This window comes from Candidatus Bathyarchaeota archaeon, assembly GCA_023131225.1.
Taxonomy (GTDB): domain Archaea; phylum Thermoproteota; class Bathyarchaeia; order Bathyarchaeales; family SOJC01; genus JAGLZW01.
Genome location: JAGLZW010000002.1, coordinates 1 through 16,734, shown reverse-complemented (window position 1 = coordinate 16,734; position 16,734 = coordinate 1). Strand labels below are relative to the sequence as shown.

The following is a 16,734-nucleotide window of genomic DNA, read 5'->3' as shown; positions in this document are numbered from 1 at the left end:
AGCAATGAGAATAGTGAAAGACAAGAAGGGACAGTTCATAATCATTGCAGTTATGATGATAGCAATTATGATGGTGTCCATAGCTGTGACAATGTACGGCGTCGCGACATACTACAAATACGAGATGTGGGAAGAATACATAACCATGATTGATCATATAAAGCTCAACACAATTCGACTGGTCGAGATAAGTCTAGCCAACTACACGACGGCGGCGACCGAAAACAACAGCATATTAAGGGACAGTTTAGCGCGATGGCAAATCGACTTAAGAAAGGCATACCCAGGTCATGGAATAGCCCTAACATATGAGTTGGCCAATAGTTCCTATCAGGCTTATAATGCACACATCAATTATACCCTCGGGCTGTCCCGTTGCTGGAATGAAACAGCTTCTTTCTCAGCTGCAAACGCTACCTTCACTCTCAACATGGCTTCCGTAGGATTAACAGGATACAAATTCAGGACAGCTCCATTCCTAAACTTAACAATAATCACTGTTGATAACGCCGCAAAAGAAATCACCGTAGCTGTGAAAGGAGAAGACGGAACGCCCATAACCAACTTGAAAGAAGACAACTTTCAAGTAGACGGGCTCAATATAACGGCTGTTACTTCACGCTACGACCCGAAAGAGTTATTTTTATACACAATAAAATGTGACGGACCCATGCTTGGATCAGTTACAGTAACAGTATGGGATGTACAAGGCATACAAGTAGTCGCTAAATCAGAATAAATGACTATGACGTAACTCAACGCTATGAAAGCGTCCCCACCACTCTATTGCTCCTTTTCATAGCGGAATCTCACACCAATGCGAAATGCAAAACTATCCAGACAATGTCGCCGACTGTAAGTGCTAGAATTAAGCCTATTGTAATGAAGATTAACATTGGCAAGCCAGGTGTAGCCCAAACCATGTTTTGTATTTTTCCTTCATCTCGGGCTTTGATGATTCTTTCAACAATCTCTTCTCGGTTCTCATCTTTTGGAAATAACAGCAATCGTTTCGTTATCTCTCCTTGTTGTGTTTTCTGAATATCTTCAAGGGGATAAAAGAACGATTTCTCCAAGTCTGCAATTGAAACCTTATATCCACATAATAGTGCTAGTGCTTTGCGTCCGAACGATTCATCTTCGTATCCCTGAAAGAGTTTCTGTCCAGTTTTTTGTCTCCAAATGAGGTTGCGAAGAAGCGCATAGAATACGCTGAAGGCGGCTATGATTACGCCGTTGCTGAATACAGTGATGGGAAAAATTGGAGAGACAAAACCTGATACTGGTTCAACCAAGCCTGGGATCCGCGGAATCGCCAAGGCTATACATATGAGTGCTTTTGCATCTGCTCCGCCGAATGCTCCTACGTAAAAGAGGGCTATTGAGAAGACGGAGGTAATCGCGACGGATATGCCGTAGTTAATTATTAGCTGAAGTGTGTCGCTAGGTGAGAAAAACAGGAACTGAGCAACACTCAGCAAGAGGGCAATAGGTGCAAAAGCTATCCATACGTTGTTGCTTATTTCACGTGTTTTCCAGTCGCTCCAAGAGGCATAAGCTAAGAAAATTAAAGCAATGATGATGCGCGTCCAAGATAGTATCTCTTCCATGCGGTGTTCCACATTGTTCAGTTTTCGAATAAACTCAATTAGAAAGAAAGAAGTAATAAAAGTTGGCGATTCCCGAATTGCAGTTTTCTGAGGAGACTAGGCATTCTAAGTGGATGGTGTTTTCCAAGTGAATTCTTTGGGTGTTCCAGCTTCGGGTGCGATTTTAAAGTAGTATGTTTTGCCGCTTGTCCATGAAGACGCTAAGTTGTTTGGCCAGTCAAGAACTATTGTGATCTTTTGGTCAACTGCAAGGAGTTTTCCTGCCGTGCCGAGGTCTGTATTGACTGTGACTTCTATGAGGTTTGAAACTGTGCTGCCTATGTAAAGGCGGACGATTTTTGCATCGCTTGTTCCTGTGTTTTTGACATCTATGCTGGTTGTTTTGGCCGTGGCGTTCCAATGTACGTTTTCAACGTCTAGAATGGTTCCACCTGCTTCTATTTGTGCACCCATGAATGTCATTACCCAAGCATATGTGACGACTATTGCTGAAACTGCGATTACAATTAGTAGGAGTGTGGCTAGGATTGGAGAAACACCTTTTCTTGATTTCAGCGTTTTTGGCAAATTCGTTTGCACCTCTCTTCTAATCATTCTGTGAATGCTTATTTAACACATATGAACTTAGAATAAACATCACAACTACTTACCAGCAGTCCCTAGAAAACAAGGCAGAGTTCAAAACACATTTTGGCTCCTTCATTAGTTCTAACGCAATTATTCAGCATCAGTTTTATGAAAGCAACTCCTTGAATAGCGAAATGGGATGTTAAGTAGTGACTTCATAAACAAAAGGCGGGTTTGCCGTACGAATTTCAAGAGTAGCCCCTAGGAGAGTTTCAAGATATCCCCTTTGCACCTCAGGGTTGTATATGTAAGGAGTTTTGATGATTATGTATTTGTCTCTTTGATAGAAATCGCCGAGACCTTGAATGCGAAGGCGTTTGAAAACTTCTGACCATTTTTCTTTATCTGTTGTATCAAGATTTAGGGTGGTTTCCATGCTGATTTTTGCTGCTTCGCCTGCTTTTCTGCCCACTTCGCGGTGTTTGTCTGGAGGGATGTATTGTAGTAGAGTATTTACGAATTCTATATTGATGAAGGCAATGCGGCTGATACCGGCATAGTATTCGCCTGGGTATTTCCAGTCGTAGATCATCATGCTTCTGTAGACATCTAGCATTTTGGAGATGAGTTGTTTTATGCCTGCTTCCTTTCCGTCTTTGATGAGTTTGTCTATGTATCTACGTTCTTCTTCTTCGAGGATTATAGTGGTTCGTCGCACATGTTCCTTCTTGTCTTTTCGTGGTGGCGGTGTATCTTTAGCTGATTGCATATTTGATATATCTCATTGCATACCTTATATGTTTTGTTGCTTGATAAGCAGTTAAGCAATTTAGTGTTGCAATGTACGTTTCCCAAGTCTCTCTGTATTTTTCCCAATTAATTTAATAAGCCTTTTAAACCATTGAAAATAGTATTCGCCAACGTGAAGGTTCATAATATGGTCAATCTGGACACTGTTACTCCGTCGTTTGAGCGAGTCGAATCTTTCCAGATTTTCACTGTTCAACCATTCTTATCTATTAATGATATAACTGTGTTCTTAATCGCATTCAACATCAGTGAGGCAAAAAGCAAAAAATGATTCCCAAAGAATTCTTCGTAACAAGCGCCAAAGCAACCAGCCCTGTCTCTGAACTGAACGCGTTCGACCTTGCCCTAAGAAATGCGGGAATTTCCCAATGTAACTTAGTATCAGTCAGCTCTATACTGCCACCAGAGTGCAAAGAGCGAAAATGGCGTAAGCTTCCTGCCGGCGCAATTACCCACGCCGTTATCGCCCGTATGGATGGAGACGAAGGAACCACAATAGGAGCGGGAATTGCATGGGTTTGGGAAAAAGATAGAGAATATGGTATTGTGGCGGAGGCATATGGATATATGGATCGTAGAGCTTTGACGGAGACTTTGGTGTGGAATATCAAGGAGATGGCTGAGATTAGAGGAATAGAAATTGGAACTACCAAGTCTCGAATTGAAGTTTTACGTGTGCCTATGGCCAATTATGGCTGTGTCATAGCAACACTCATTTACTGCTCACTAGATTGCTAACAACTTCATACACGCGCATATGTTCTTCAAAAAGACTAATATTGTTGAGGCTGTGCTCTCGTGGAGAGAACGGAGAAAAAATTGCACAAAGAAATCGCCATTGAAGTTAGGTCTCGCATGAAGAAATATGGAGATCTTACTGCTGCAGATGGTATATCCTTCACTATTCATAAAGGCGAGGTTTTTGCATTTGTCGGTTCAATGGTGCTGGAAAAGCCACAACTGTAGAGATGCTGACGCTGCAGGGAATGCAGTTACATTTCCAATGATGTTTTCTTTCCTGTAGTTTCTTCCCATTGGAGTTTATGCCTGATTTCTTGCAGCAGATAGCTAAGGTTCTTCCGTTGACCTATTTAAATAGCGGATTGAAAGATTCAATGGTGTATGGCGATGTGTCGAGTGCTCTGTTCAATACGGCGGTAATGTTGGGTGTGGGTATGTTCCTCATTGTAGTTGGGGCGCTGACAACAAATTGGAGAGAAGAGTAAAATGTTATGCCGGACATGTTCTCCAAAACCTGTGAGATTTGAGGTTTTGCAATCAGTTGTCCAGAGGGCTGATGGCTGCAAATCGGTCGTTCATCTTTTCTCAAATTTAGCGAACAATCGCGAGAGGTTGCGCTTTACCTGGCTTTTTCAGCTCCCTTCCCCTTATGGCGAAGTCCTCTCACCTTTTTTCCTGCACTGGTTAATCCTCGAAAAACTCGTCCTTTGTGCACTTTTTTGCAAATCCAATTGACATCTTTGTCTGCTTTGATAACTGGATGCGCCGGGTCAACCATAAGAATTTCATACCACTTGTGGCGTCCGTCTTCTCCAACCCAGTAAGAATTAAGAACTTCCAAGTTCGGAAACTTTCTCGCCGTCCGCTCTTCAGCTATTAGTTTGAAGCTTTTTGCAGGTTTGTATTTAGCAGAGCCCATGCGTTTCGGTTTTCTACCTGACTTGGGTCTCGGTCTGTTTAAGCCACCTCGTCTTATCCTAACTCTAGATACAACGAAGCCTTGCTTAGCTTTGTATCCCAATTTCCTTGCTCTATCTAGCCTTGTCGGTTTTTCAACTCTAACAATCGAGGGCTGCTTCCGCCACTCAATAAGTCTGTGCCACATTAGTTCTTTCACATAAGAAGCTTCTGGTTTTTCCCAAGCTTCTGAAATATACTTGTAGGTCATTCTATGTTTTCTCCAGTTTATGGTTCAACCTTTAAGGTTACATTCCAGCGGATTCGAGCGTCCGCCAACAATTTGTAGCTAACAACAAGAGGAATCCTAATAAAGCTTTTTCTGCTTCGCATGTTCCAGCAATGAATTTATTAGCCACGGATCAAGTAGCCTAAAACCGAAGAAAAATGGAAGACTGGGACCTAATTATTATAGGAGCTGGTCCCGCTGGGTTAACAGCAGGAATGTATGCTGGAAGAAGCAAACTAGAGACGCTCATACTTGAAGAGAAAATGCCAGGCGGTGAAGCAGCAGTCACACCACTGGTTGAGAATTATCCAGGCTTCGAAACGATTAGCGGACTCGAACTGATTGAAAAAATGACTGTACACTGCAAGAAATTCGGAGCACAGATAAACGAACTGGAAAAGGCAGTGTCGCTTGATATTACAGGCGAAAAGAAGCTTGTGAAAACAAATGCAAAAACTTATTCCGCGTCTGCGGTGATCATCGCCACGGGAACTCACAATCGACAACTCGACGTGCCTGGCGAGGAGAAGTTTCAAGGAAGAGGCGTCAGTTACTGCGCGTTGTGTGATGGCGCTTTTTTCAAAGACAAAAAAGTAGTCGTTGTTGGAGGTGGCAACTCTGCTGCAACATCAGCTCTTTATCTTTCGAACATTGCAGCCAAAGTTAAACTTGTGCATCGTAGGAATCGGTTAAGAGCTGAATTGACTGTTGTGGAGAATTTGAAAAGGCAAAATGTGGAGTTTCTTTGGAATTCAGTGGTCAAAGAAGTCAAAGGCAACAATGTGGTTGAAAATGTGATTTTGCAGAACAACAAAACTGGAGAGGAAAGTGAGGTGGAGGTTGACGGCGTCTTTGTTCAAATCGGCGAAGTCCCTAATACCCAACTCGTCAGAGAGGCAGGGATTGAAGTTGACAAGGGAGGCTATATCATTGTTGATGTCCACCAGAGAACTAATGTCTCAGGTGTTTTTGCTGCAGGAGACGTGACCAACGGGTCAGTAAAGCAGATTGGAACGGCTGTTGGTCAAGCTATAGTTGCTGCAACAGAAGCTTTTGGTTACATTAAACGACCTTATTATTATAAAAGTTAACAATTTGAAAACAAACGCTTTCTGCAGGGAGAAGAACCCTCCTTCCTGAACCGAGTCAACATCTTAACGCAGAGGGCGTTTGCGCATGTGCGCCGGCGACTCAAGGTTCCGCGAGTTTCTTTTCCCACAGAAAGCAAGGCCAGAAAAACATGACTAATCATTTTTACAAGCTAAGTTGTACAAAAAACTTGCGGTTACTGTTGCTTTCTGCCGTTCAGTTGTCCTTTGGCACCATTCATTGTATTCTCTTAGGCCTATTTTCATAACTCTTCGTGAGCCGATTTAAAGTACAAATCGTCGGCATCACGCATTCAAGCTTTTATTGTAATGGATTTATTAGTTTGTTTTACGTTGTAAGCTATTTCTATATATATAGGCAAAAAAAGTATCGGATGTGACAACATGTACAAAATCGTTGCCATGCAAACATTGGCTCCTCAGACGAAATTAGCCAGTGTCCATGCGCCCGAAATTGCCAAAAAGGCTCAGGTAGGGCAGTTTGTTATATTAAGAGTGGATGAAAAAGGAGAAAGAATTCCGTTGACCCTTGCCGATTGGGACCCTGAAAATGGTACCATAACGCTGATTTTCCAAGAAGTTGGAGTATCAACCAAAAAATTTGGTTCTTTAGATGTCAACGACGAACTAAAGGATGTAGTTGGCCCATTAGGACAGCCAAGCGACATAAAGGACTATGGAACAGTGGTAATCGTCGGCGGTGGTGTTGGCATAGCACCTTGTCTGCCTATAGTCAAAGCATTCAGAAAGACGGGAAACAAAGTGATTTCGATTATTGGCGCACGGAACGAGAAGTTACTTATTCTAGAAAAGGAAATGCGGCACATATGTGACGAAGTTTACATTACAACTGATGATGGTTCTAAGGGATACAAAGGATTTGGCTGCGACATGCTTAAAATACTGATTGAAAAAGGATACTCCATAGACATCGTATATGCTATAGGTCCAACTGTGATGATGAGAGCAGTCGCCGAGGTTACACGACCATACAAAATAAAGACAATAGTTAGTTTGAATCCGATAATGCTGGATGGAATGGGAATGTGTGGTGCCTGTCGAGTTTCAGTTGGAGGCAAAATCAAATTTGCATGTTTTGATGGACCTGAGTTTGATGGACACCTTGTGGATTTTAACGAATTAATAAAGCGTCAAAGAGCGTTTCTTGCCGAAGAAAAACTTGCTCTGGATCATTGGCAAAAATGCAGAGGCAACTAAAATGGAAAAAAAACCTAAACCAGAAATTTGTAAAGAAAGCGTTCCAATGCCCAAACAACAGATAGAAGAAAGAATACAAAACTTTAACGAAGTGGCACTCGGCTACACCGAAGAACAAGCAGTTGCTGAAGCAAAAAGATGTCTACAATGTCCACAACCAAAATGCATTGAATGTTGCCCAGTGGAAATAGATATTTCAAGCTTCGTGAAACTGATTAGTGAACGCAAGTTTGACGAAGCCATAAAAAAAGTTAAAGAGAAGAATAGTCTCCCAGCCATTTGTGGACGCGTCTGCCCTCAAGAAGGACAATGCCAAGAAACCTGTGTGATGGGTAAGGCTGGTGATCCAGTTAACATCGGAAGACTGGAGAGGTTTGTAGCAGATTATGAAATGAAGAAAGGTGTAATAACCCCCACGAGGCAGCCGCTTACTGGGAAAAAAGTGGCGGTTATTGGCGCTGGACCCGCGGGGCTTACTGTTGCCGCGGACTTAGCTAAACTTGGACACGAAGTTGTCATTTTTGAGGCTCTTCACAAACCAGGCGGCGTGCTTGTTTATGGAATACCCGAGTTTAGGCTACCTAAAAAAATCGTGGCATCCGAAGCAAGCTATATTGGAAAGCTCGGTGTCACCATTAGACTTAATGCCCTGATTGGTAGGCTGTTTACGATTCCTGAACTTTTTGGAAAAGGATTTGACGCAGTTTTTATAGGAACAGGTGCGGGGCTTTCTCGATTCCTGAGGCTTCCTGGTGAAAACCTTGGTGGGATATATTCAGCAAACGAGTTTTTGATTCGTGTGAACCTTATGAAGGCGTATGCTTTTCCGGAATATGACACACCTATAAGGCTTGGCAAAAGAGTGGCTGTTATTGGCGCTGGCAATACAGCTATGGACTCTGCCCGTTCCGCTTTGAGACTTGGTGCTGAGGAGGTTTACGTAGTGTATCGCAGGTCAAGAAAAGAGATGCCTGCCCGTGCCGAAGAGATAGAAAACGCTGAAGAAGAAGGCATAACCTTCAATTTTTTAACAAATCCAACAAGATTCTTCGGCGATGAAAAAGGCTGGGTAAAACAGATGGAGTGCATTAAAATGAAACTCGGAGAACCCGATGCATCCGGACGCAGACGCCCTGTTCCAATCGGAGGTTCGGAATTTCTTATGGATGTAGACACGGTAATTATCGCAGTTGGAAGAACTCCAAATCCAATTATTCAACGAACAACTGAGGGATTGGAAACTACAAAGTGGGATACAATATTGGTTGATGAGGCGACTGGAAAGACCAGTCTTGAAGGTGTTTATGCTGGTGGCGACATTGTAACGGGTCAGGCTACAGTGATTAGTGCTATGGGTGCTGGAAAGAAAGCTTCCCGAGCTATCCATGAATATTTGGTGAACAGAAAGTAATTCCTTGGGTTTCAATGGCAAAGAAGATAGTAATCAGACTTGTATTCCGCAAACAGCGACTTCGAAACACAGACAACCATTAAGACCCAGTTTATTCTAGGCTTCCATCAACATCCCATTTGGGAATGTTTTGTCATGATACCAATTCTATCTCTCTTCCATTTGATGTCCTACGAAACTCTTCAAGTCCCCGAATGAAATTTTAAACCCATTTCCAATCTAATTTTCTCCTCTTGTAATTTTTCTTCAAAGGATAGATTGGAAGCCATCTACAATCAATCATTAACATTACCTTTCTACTCCTATATCCCGTGCCAATAAAAAAAAAGTCTGTGACACCATCTATTCCAAATCATGTGTACACAATTTTTAAGCTGTTTGTTTTCGCAGAAGAGTTGCGAGTGGAAGTGGGAGATAAGGAAATGAAGAGTTTTAGATGTAAGAATCTACATCTAGGACTCCCACTCGCAATTATGAATAGAGCAACGTTCTGCATATATCTCTTGTTCTCAAACGAGGCCCATTTCAGCTATGACAAATCACAGTATGCTAGAAAATCTGCATATGTAATGCAAACTGCGAAAAAGACGTGGACAATGGAGAAAACGTGTTGGCGCACCCTTTTTCTATTCACGAACCACTATCAGATACGCGTGTTTCAATTTGTGACATTCCACCAACATTTGTATATTGCAACAAAATAATCGAGTGTAGTAGCAAGTCTATGTATGTGTAACGGTGGCACCCAATTACTAAGCAATTGATTTTACAGCCTTTGAGACAAGCTTTAAACACCTTATTGCAGAGGCATATGTTGGGTAACCTCGTAACCCACATTCTGTACCAGCCAGCACCACTCTTTCCCTACCAAACCGTTCAGTAATTCTTATAAGCCGTTTCTTCATGATGCCAACATCTTCTAGAAAGGTTTCTGGATTCACCGTCCCCTTTGAAATGTTCTTCCAAACGTCTGCGACAGCGTCATCAAATGCATTTGAGCCCAACTTTTCCCTTATTAATCGATCAAAATCAGTTAAGGCTATGCTGGCCTTTAACAATTTATCCTCCTTTTCCAACCGTTGCTTAGTAGTTTTTATTTCATAAAGAGGGTCATCCATATGTGACTCTATGATTCTGAGTGACTTGACTGCCCAAAACAAGTCGTCCGAGGTGCAGTGAAGATGGATACAAGTCTCTACGCCTTTATTCCTAGCCTTACTCGTTAAGGATTCCCACGCTGCAAGAAGGCTCTCTCTACCTTCAGTGCCTCTGTCTATTGAAGGGTCGTCAACTAAGCCGAAAAGCGGCTCATCTACAGAGACTAGGACAACTTTACCTTGCTTCATTGCAAAAATGTTCTTCTCTACGGTTTCTGAAAGCACTTCACCTAGATGTCTGTAGGTTTGGCTATTTCTATAGGGAAAAAATGAGGCTAACGTATAAGGTCCGGTGATGCAGATTCTAAGCTGAAAGGGGTTATCCGTTTGCGCGTGAATTTTTCTAGCGTTTTTCTCTATAGTTGCCACTTCTGGTAGCCTACCATACCCCGATTTTAAAGTTAGACGTCTGGTCTCAATGTAGCCGCTTTCTACCTTTTCTAAACCTTCAAAGGTTGAAAGAAACATTTTATTCATGTCACGAAATTGCGGAAAAGCTGGAATTGCAATGCCTGCTTTTAGCTTATCTAAAAAAGCGTTAACAACCATCTGTTCAAAAAACTTGGCAGAGTCGTCGCTTAGACTAGCTGCAAAATGCCTTGCCCCTTCTAACAATTTGTCTGACCTATAGGTGCAAGGAAGACTTCCAACGTCACAAGACTGAATCAACCTGGCCACTTCCTTCATGCTTGAAATGTTTATAACCTCGCGCCTCTATTTTAGCCATCTTGCTCCTATACTTTAGGAGCAGGGCTTTCTCTGCAGTAGTTCTGCCGATTTTCAAGAGGGCATCTCCTTTTTGCATAACTGCATCTTCTACTAATCTCAAATGTTTCGACTTAATGGTGACAATTAGCTCGTATTCTTCACAGCCATAAAGGCTTAGTTCCAAAGGGTCAAAATTGTATAGCTTTACAAATTCGTAGGTTACTGAGGTGATGCGTAAGCGTTAATCATGAGGCCTACGTTGCTGACGCGGCTGATTTCGTAAAGGCTCCACGCAAATCCATCGCTGGAATCTAGAGGCTGTGGTTGCACCTGTTTCTGCCAAAGCTAAGTTTTCTTTGAGCCGTGCGTGAGGCGTCAAAACAGCGACCACAAGTTTCTTTCTGATTTTGGTGGGGCAGCGCGTTTTCCTGTCAATATTTTGAGACCCAATGCGTGCGGTTTCTAGAATATTTTGCTGAGTATCTTGTCTGTCTTTATTTTGTGGATTTCAAGTGCTAATTCTTTCGGATCTATGCCCAATGCGAAGGCTAAGAGTTCGGAATAATGAAGTATTGGTATATCGTAGCTTTTATTGAATTTCGCTCTCACTTGTATCTGTCCTATGTCCAGTGCAACGAAGCAGAATGGGCAGAGGGTTGCAATGCAGTCGGCGCCAGCTTTGGACGTGTTTTCAAGTTTCTCTCTGGCAAGATTGAGCGCCAAATCATCAGAATATCCCCTCAAAAGCCCGCCACAACACTTCAATTTGTTTCGATACTCGACACTTTCAGCGCCTAATGCTTCAATTAAATTTTCAAGAATGCGGGGACGTTCTGGATCGTCGAGTTTCAGAAGCTCGCTTGGCCTAAGCGCGTGACAACCATAGAAAGCTGCTATCTTTAAGTTGTTTAAAGGCTTGGAGACATTTTGTTTAAGTCGCTCCAGTCCTACATCGTTCATCAAGACTTGGAGGAAATGTTTAACCTCTTTGTTACCTTGGAACTCCTTTCCAGCTTGGGATAGAATCTTGTTTATCTTCGCCTTTAGTTCTTCGTTATCCTTTAACATGCTGTTTGTCATCGCAAGAGATTCAAAGCAACCGCTGCACAACGTGACTAGATTCAGATCAGCTTCTTCGGCTAGGCAAATGTTGTATGCGGCTATGGCTAGACTGGTTTCAAAATTTATGGATTGCACTGGCGGAGGTGCACAGCACGTCATGTTGTCTAAGTCAACTAGCTCGATTCCAAGTTTTCCTAAAGTCTTTCTTGCAGACAACTCATAGTTGGGCTGACGAGCAGGTATGGTGCAACCAAGGAATAAAGCGTAGCTAGTCATTGTGATTCCTCTTTGAGTCGCAGCTTGTCAAAACCTGTCGCAGAAAGAATTTTTCTCAGTGCTTCCACACCTGTTGGTTTAAGGGGGGGCAAGCCGCGGGTTGGTCTTTTGTTTTCGACGAATTGGGAAATCTTTACTATGCGTCCGTTGTTTAATAGAGCGGATGCAAACTCCGAATAGATATTTGGGAAGTAGCCTTTTTTGAAGGCGATGTTTCTCAGTGCGTAAATTACGTCGGCTATCTCAACTTTTTGAGGACACCGTTCTTGACAGTTGTAGCATGAACAGCAAAGCCATATAGAGTCACTTGAAAGAACCTCCTTTTCTGCTCCTAAGAGTGATAGTTTGATGACTTCTCTCGGGTTGAAACGTGGGGTGATTTTAGCCACTGGGCAACTGCTGGCGCATGTTCCACACTGGTAGCATAGGGTTATTGTTTTGCCACCTAAACGACTCGTAATTATATTGGAGAATGCCATGTTAGTGGTTTTTTGCTCTTGCGCTTGTTCCATTCTAAGTCACCTTTTCCACTTTGGAACCTGTCATTAGTTGCAATGGACCTAGCTTCTCTAACTTGTCAGTCATCATTCGCGCAGCCTCAGCAAACTTGTTTCCTTCAATAAACACCATATTGAACATCTCCAATCTCTCTGGTTCAATACCATACTCCTTTAGCAAAACTTTGGCAAGTTTCACCTTCTTCTCAGCTTTTTTGATGCCAACCTCGTAGTGGCAGCCGTCACTTTTGCATCCTATAACCATCACTCCATGAGCCCCTGCCTTGAAAGCCTCCAAGAATTGATAGATTTGCAGGATTCCCGTACAGGGCACTTTCATTACCCTCACGTTGGCTGGGTATTGCATCTTGGCCATTCCTGAAGAATCTACGACGGTGTGTCCACACTCTGAACAGCATATGGCCAGAACCAAAGGCTTTGGCGTTCCATTTATAGACAGGAGGGCTTTCATTTGAGCCAACATCTGGTTTGTTGTCGAATGCCTAAGTTCAATAGCGTTAAGGGGACAAGTCCCTACGCAAATACCACATCCCTCACATAAGAGATCAGATACTTGAGCGACAAAGTGGTTTTCAGTCGTTGGGACCAAACTTATCGCTCCGTAAGGGCACGTGACCGGGCAGAATTCACAGTCACCACAATATTCCTCGTTGACCACGGCAGTTCTCTGATATTTAACTATCTTGCCGGTAGTCAAGAGCTTCATAACCTTTAGTGCTGCTGAGTGAGCATGCAAAGAAGTAGTTGGCGCGTCTTTTGGGAATGTTGCCCCACCGCACAAATATATCCCTTTCAGCTTGGTCTCGGTTGGTCTTAGCTTGGCATTATACTCCTTGAAAAAACCGTCTTCTTCTAATTCGATGCCCAGCATCTCAGCAAGTTCTTTAGTACCTTTAGCGGGCACCATGGCTGGAGCTAAAACCACTAAATCGGCTTCTAATTCGAGAAATCTCTGTAGAAGAGCGTCTTCAACATCGACAACTAATTTATTGGTTTCCGGGTCTCTGTAGATTTCGGTTGGTCTGCCCTTGACAAATTTGATTCCCATCTCTCTAGCTCGTTCGTAGTAATGTTCATGTTCTCTTCCGGTGGTTCTTATGTCTATGTAACATATAGTGACGTCTATATCGGGATAGGTTGATTTAATTAATGTGGCGTGTTTTAGGGAAATCATACAGCAGATGCTTGAGCAGTAAGAGTTGTAGCGCCTGTCTCGCGAACCGACGCATTGAATCATAACGATTTTCTTGGCAGGCTTGTGGTCTGAAGGTCGAATGATTTGACCCCCAGTAGGACCGAAACCGTCAAGGATCCTGGCAAACTCAAGATTGGTTATTACGTCTGAGTAGTCATCGTAGTGATACTCCTTTATGACGCTGGAATCAAACTCTTCAAAGCCAGTGGCGACTACTATGCTGCCCACGTTTAGAGTTATATGCTCAGTTTTCTGGTCCAACGCAATAGCATTAGTAGGGCAGACTTCAACGCACTTGGCACAGTCGTGGAACTTGCATACGCTGTCGTCGATGACGTAGACAGGTGGATGAACGTTTGGAATGTTCATGTAAATGGCTTTGCGGGTTTTCAGCTTTGCATTATATTCATCTGGTATTTCTACGGGGCAAACTGTAGTGCACAAATCGCAACGGATGCATTCCTCGTTGATGTATCGCGGTTTCTTTTCTATCGTAACTTTATATTTCCCAGGAACTCCTTCAATAGCTACGACTTTTGAATTGGTTAATATGCTTAAGTTGGGAATCTCGCTGAAACCAGAGCGGTACACGCACTTCCGCGAGGTATGAGTGATGGTTTTCAAGTCTGAGGCTGGAGACTGTATGCAGATGGCGCAGTCATCAGTTGGGAAGAATCGACCTGCACGAGCAGCCAAGCCTCCGAGAAATGGTGTCTTTTCAACCAAGTTCACCTCGAATCCCAAATCTGCCAAGTCCACAGATGTCTGTATCCCAGCGATACCTCCACCTATGACCAGTACAGATTTGAGGACAGGAAACTCAAGTTTTTCTAAGGGCTCGAGAAGCTTTGCACGTTCGATGGCAGCTAGGAGCATGGCTTTAGCTTTTTCTGTGGCTTCAGACGGTGTTTCTTGGTGAGGCATTGCACAGTGATCCTTGAGGTCGATGAATTCCATCAAATATGGGTTGAAACCAACATTCTCTGCTGCTTGAGCGATCTTCACTTCACTTAGCTTTGGAAGAGTCCCCCCTACGACGACTCTGTTTATTTTTTCATCTTTTATGGCGTTTATTATATTTTGTAGTCCTTGGCCACGCCAAAACTCGTTGCCTCTCGCCACGTAAACCACGCCTGAAATGTTTTTAACATAATTTGTCAAGTCGTTGTAGTCTAAGATTTTAGAGAGTTGCTTTCCACTGTCAGCTAGGAACACTCCAACTTTAACTCTGTCCATTTTGTACCCTTCTCATCTTTTAATCATTTTCAATAGCCTTTTCTCGGCATCGTAAATCTTAACTTCCAAAGGCCTCTCACCAATAGCAAGGTGGGTAGCGCATGCAAAGCACGGATCATAAGCTCTAAACGCCATCTCCACCCTGTTCAAAACCCCGTCACTGATTTCGCCGTTACGTATAAGTCCTTTAGCCGCGTTTTTAATGGACATGCAGATTCCTGGCGCATTGTGAGTTGTTGCCACTACTAAGTTAACTTTCTTGGCCAAGGCTTTTTCATCTAATATATAATGATGGATTAAGGTGCCTCTCGCCGCCTCGACAATTCCTACTCCCTCACCGGGCGCACCAACTGGGTTTCTAATATCCTTGCTTGTGATTTCCTCGTCTTTGACCAATTCTAAAGCTCGTTCAGTGGCATACATGAGTTCTATCAGTCTGGCCCAATGGAAAGTCAAGGTGGCATGAACGGGTTTTCCACCGAGTGTTTTGTACATTCTCTCATACTCTTTTTGAGCTATGGGCGTTGCCATACCGTCCGCAGCATTCAGTCTTCCGAGAGGTCCAACTCTGTAGATGCCGCTGTCCGGTCCCGCTACCAAGCCTTTCCAGCCAATCTTCTTGAGGTATGGAAACTTAACGTAGGTCCACGGTTCCACGTGTTCTTCGATAATGTCTAAATATTCGTTTGGTGCGAATTTGACAAATTCTTTTCCTTCAGGGTCAACCACACGGACATCGCCGTCGTAGAAATTCACTTTGTTGTTTTTGTCAACAGTTCCCATGTAGTAGGTCTCCAATGCGTACGGTTCGCTTTTAATCAAGTTTACGTAGTCACTGTTCTTAAGAACTACGTCGTCGAAAATTTTCAGAGAGAACTTTGCGAACTCCATGCAACTTCTAACCATTTCTTCAATTTCTTGTCTTTCCTCTTCGGATAAAGGCTTTGAAACGCCTCCTGGCAAAGCGCTCACTGGATGGGTTGGTCTACCTCCGAGGATGCCAGTTATTTTTTGTCCATAAGCTCGGTGTTTAATCACTTCTTTTGCGATATCCAAGCCGACCTTTTCTATCACTCCGAGAATGTTTCTTTTCTCAGGTGGGGCGTCTGGTCCTACGATGAAGTCTGGTCCGCCTAGGAAGTAGAAATGCAATATGTGGTCGTAGATGATGTAGCCACAATACATGAGCTCTCTCAATTTCTTAGCTGTTTCTGTAGGTTCCACGTTGAACGCAGCGTCAATTGCTTTTGCGGCTGCCAGGTGGTGGGCTACTGGGCAGACACCGCATATCCTCGTTGTTATTATTGCCATGTCTTCAGCTCTTCTTCCTTCGCAGAACCGTTCAAATCCTCTCAGTTCGGGGATTTGCAAGTAAGCATTTTCCACGTTTCCCTCGTCGTTGAGGAATATTGTGATTTTTCCGTGGCCTTCCAGCCGTGTTATAGGGTCGATGGATATTTGTTTCATTTCTTCATCACTTTCCTACGTAGAATGGAATGAGGTAAAGAATACTTGTAGAAGGTTCCTATTGGGTCCACAATTTGATCAACCACTTCTGAACTAGTGGCAATAGAGGCAAGCGCATTGATAGCGGCGGCACCTTGGTCGTTCACATTGAAGCCTGGACCGTTGCATCCCGTGCATGGCATATTTACCTTTGGGCATTGTGCGCCGCAGCCTGCTCGTGTAGCTGGTCCCATGCATATTACTCCTTGATCCCAGAAGCACGTTTTGAAATCGTCGTCGATTTCGTAAATTCTCTTTATTTTCGAAAGTTTTTTATCTTTTTTCTCTCTGGGGCATTCGTCGCAGATGGATTTGTTTGGCATTAGAACGCTTCCTTTTGGAGGCAGCTCGTTTTTGAATATTGCTTCAATGGCTTGGATTATAAGTGGGATAGGTGGTGGGCACCCTGGAACATAGTAGTCCA

Annotated in this window: 18 protein-coding genes; 6 read left to right on the top strand and 12 right to left on the bottom strand. The window is 43.3% G+C overall.

The window, feature by feature from the left end; translation table 11 throughout:
• The first annotated feature begins 4 nt into the window (after positions 1–4).
• A complete protein-coding gene (locus KAU88_00640) occupies positions 5–739 on the top strand; it encodes a hypothetical protein (protein MCK4477023.1) in 735 nt (244 codons plus the stop codon).
• 70 nt (positions 740–809) lie between these two features.
• On the opposite strand, the gene KAU88_00635 is transcribed toward KAU88_00640, so the two are convergent.
• From KAU88_00635 to KAU88_00625, 3 genes are all read right to left on the bottom strand, one after another.
• Complete coding sequence (locus KAU88_00635; protein MCK4477022.1) at positions 810–1,610, bottom strand: prepilin peptidase; 801 nt, start codon at positions 1,608–1,610, stop codon at positions 810–812.
• A gap of 105 nt (positions 1,611–1,715) precedes the next feature.
• Entirely contained in the window at positions 1,716–2,177 is a 462-nt protein-coding gene (locus tag KAU88_00630; protein ID MCK4477021.1) for a hypothetical protein, read from the bottom strand.
• Positions 2,178–2,379: 202 nt separating this feature from the next.
• Entirely contained in the window at positions 2,380–2,946 is a 567-nt protein-coding gene (locus KAU88_00625; GenBank protein MCK4477020.1) for a hypothetical protein, read from the bottom strand.
• Between the two features lie 308 nt (positions 2,947–3,254).
• Here KAU88_00625 and KAU88_00620 point away from each other — a divergent pair, with 308 nt between their 5' ends.
• Both KAU88_00620 and KAU88_00615 read left to right on the top strand, forming a co-directional pair.
• Positions 3,255–3,725 (top strand): pyruvoyl-dependent arginine decarboxylase, encoded by a 471-nt coding sequence (locus KAU88_00620; protein MCK4477019.1) that lies wholly within the window; start codon positions 3,255–3,257, stop codon positions 3,723–3,725.
• Between the two features lie 81 nt (positions 3,726–3,806).
• Complete coding sequence (locus KAU88_00615; GenBank protein MCK4477018.1) at positions 3,807–3,953, top strand: hypothetical protein; 147 nt, start codon at positions 3,807–3,809, stop codon at positions 3,951–3,953.
• Between the two features lie 121 nt (positions 3,954–4,074).
• Here KAU88_00615 and KAU88_00610 read toward each other — a convergent pair whose 3' ends face one another.
• Together KAU88_00610 and KAU88_00605 are read right to left on the bottom strand one after the other, a co-directional pair.
• Positions 4,075–4,317, bottom strand: a complete 243-nt coding sequence (locus tag KAU88_00610; GenBank protein MCK4477017.1) for a hypothetical protein — start codon at positions 4,315–4,317, stop codon at positions 4,075–4,077.
• 30 nt (positions 4,318–4,347) lie between these two features.
• A complete protein-coding gene (locus KAU88_00605; protein MCK4477016.1) occupies positions 4,348–4,896 on the bottom strand; it encodes a 50S ribosomal protein L15e in 549 nt (182 codons plus the stop codon).
• Between the two features lie 176 nt (positions 4,897–5,072).
• On the opposite strand from KAU88_00605, the gene trxB reads away from it, so the two are divergent.
• The 3 genes from trxB to gltA all read left to right on the top strand — a co-directional run bounded on the left by trxB (position 5,073) and on the right by gltA (position 8,652).
• The gene (gene trxB, locus KAU88_00600) at positions 5,073–6,005 is read left to right on the top strand and encodes a thioredoxin-disulfide reductase (GenBank protein MCK4477015.1); all 933 of its coding nucleotides are present in this window, start codon (positions 5,073–5,075) and stop codon (positions 6,003–6,005) included.
• Positions 6,006–6,407: 402 nt separating this feature from the next.
• The gene (locus KAU88_00595; GenBank protein MCK4477014.1) at positions 6,408–7,241 is read left to right on the top strand and encodes a sulfide/dihydroorotate dehydrogenase-like FAD/NAD-binding protein; all 834 of its coding nucleotides are present in this window, start codon (positions 6,408–6,410) and stop codon (positions 7,239–7,241) included.
• Between the two features lies 1 nt (position 7,242).
• Positions 7,243–8,652, top strand: a complete 1,410-nt coding sequence (gene gltA, locus KAU88_00590; protein ID MCK4477013.1) for an NADPH-dependent glutamate synthase — start codon at positions 7,243–7,245, stop codon at positions 8,650–8,652.
• Positions 8,653–9,404: 752 nt separating this feature from the next.
• On the opposite strand, the gene KAU88_00585 is transcribed toward gltA, so the two are convergent.
• The 7 genes from KAU88_00585 to KAU88_00555 form a co-directional block, all read right to left on the bottom strand.
• Positions 9,405–10,478 (bottom strand): hypothetical protein, encoded by a 1,074-nt coding sequence (locus tag KAU88_00585; protein ID MCK4477012.1) that lies wholly within the window; start codon positions 10,476–10,478, stop codon positions 9,405–9,407.
• Positions 10,462–10,701: a hypothetical protein gene (locus KAU88_00580; protein ID MCK4477011.1), complete on the bottom strand. Its 240-nt coding sequence runs from the start codon at positions 10,699–10,701 to the stop codon at positions 10,462–10,464. Before KAU88_00580 ends, KAU88_00585 begins: the two co-directional genes overlap by 17 nt.
• Before the next feature lie 278 nt (positions 10,702–10,979).
• Entirely contained in the window at positions 10,980–11,855 is an 876-nt protein-coding gene (locus tag KAU88_00575) for a CoB--CoM heterodisulfide reductase subunit B (GenBank protein MCK4477010.1), read from the bottom strand.
• Complete coding sequence (locus KAU88_00570) at positions 11,852–12,367, bottom strand: 4Fe-4S dicluster domain-containing protein (GenBank protein MCK4477009.1); 516 nt, start codon at positions 12,365–12,367, stop codon at positions 11,852–11,854. The genes KAU88_00575 and KAU88_00570 overlap by 4 nt, the downstream gene beginning before the upstream one ends.
• A gap of 1 nt (position 12,368) precedes the next feature.
• Positions 12,369–14,804 carry a hydrogenase iron-sulfur subunit gene (locus KAU88_00565; protein ID MCK4477008.1) on the bottom strand — a complete coding sequence of 812 codons (2,436 nt, stop codon included), beginning with the start codon at positions 14,802–14,804 and terminating at the stop codon, positions 12,369–12,371.
• A 12-nt stretch (positions 14,805–14,816) separates the two neighbouring features.
• Positions 14,817–16,271 carry a Ni/Fe hydrogenase subunit alpha gene (locus KAU88_00560; protein ID MCK4477007.1) on the bottom strand — a complete coding sequence of 485 codons (1,455 nt, stop codon included), beginning with the start codon at positions 16,269–16,271 and terminating at the stop codon, positions 14,817–14,819.
• A partial coding sequence (locus KAU88_00555; protein MCK4477006.1) for an oxidoreductase occupies positions 16,268–16,734 on the bottom strand: 467 nt, incomplete at its 5' end. The genes KAU88_00555 and KAU88_00560, both read right to left, overlap by 4 nt.

Excerpts from the sequence above, each read along its gene's own strand:
- KAU88_00575 (MCK4477010.1), bottom strand. The coding sequence starts at position 11,855 with ATGACTAGCTACGCTTTATTCCTTGGTTGCACCATACCTGCTCGTCAG.
- KAU88_00625 (MCK4477020.1), bottom strand. The coding sequence starts at position 2,946 with ATGCAATCAGCTAAAGATACACCGCCACCACGAAAAGACAAGAAGGAA.
- KAU88_00620 (MCK4477019.1), top strand. The coding sequence starts at position 3,255 with ATGATTCCCAAAGAATTCTTCGTAACAAGCGCCAAAGCAACCAGCCCT.
- trxB (MCK4477015.1), top strand. The coding sequence starts at position 5,073 with ATGGAAGACTGGGACCTAATTATTATAGGAGCTGGTCCCGCTGGGTTA.
- KAU88_00560 (MCK4477007.1), bottom strand. The coding sequence starts at position 16,271 with ATGAAACAAATATCCATCGACCCTATAACACGGCTGGAAGGCCACGGA.
- KAU88_00635 (MCK4477022.1), bottom strand. The coding sequence starts at position 1,610 with ATGGAAGAGATACTATCTTGGACGCGCATCATCATTGCTTTAATTTTC.
- KAU88_00570 (MCK4477009.1), bottom strand. The coding sequence starts at position 12,367 with ATGGAACAAGCGCAAGAGCAAAAAACCACTAACATGGCATTCTCCAAT.
- KAU88_00565 (MCK4477008.1), bottom strand. The coding sequence starts at position 14,804 with ATGGACAGAGTTAAAGTTGGAGTGTTCCTAGCTGACAGTGGAAAGCAA.
- gltA (MCK4477013.1), top strand. The coding sequence starts at position 7,243 with ATGGAAAAAAAACCTAAACCAGAAATTTGTAAAGAAAGCGTTCCAATG.
- KAU88_00595 (MCK4477014.1), top strand. The coding sequence starts at position 6,408 with ATGTACAAAATCGTTGCCATGCAAACATTGGCTCCTCAGACGAAATTA.
- KAU88_00605 (MCK4477016.1), bottom strand. The coding sequence starts at position 4,896 with ATGACCTACAAGTATATTTCAGAAGCTTGGGAAAAACCAGAAGCTTCT.
- KAU88_00640 (MCK4477023.1), top strand. The coding sequence starts at position 5 with ATGAGAATAGTGAAAGACAAGAAGGGACAGTTCATAATCATTGCAGTT.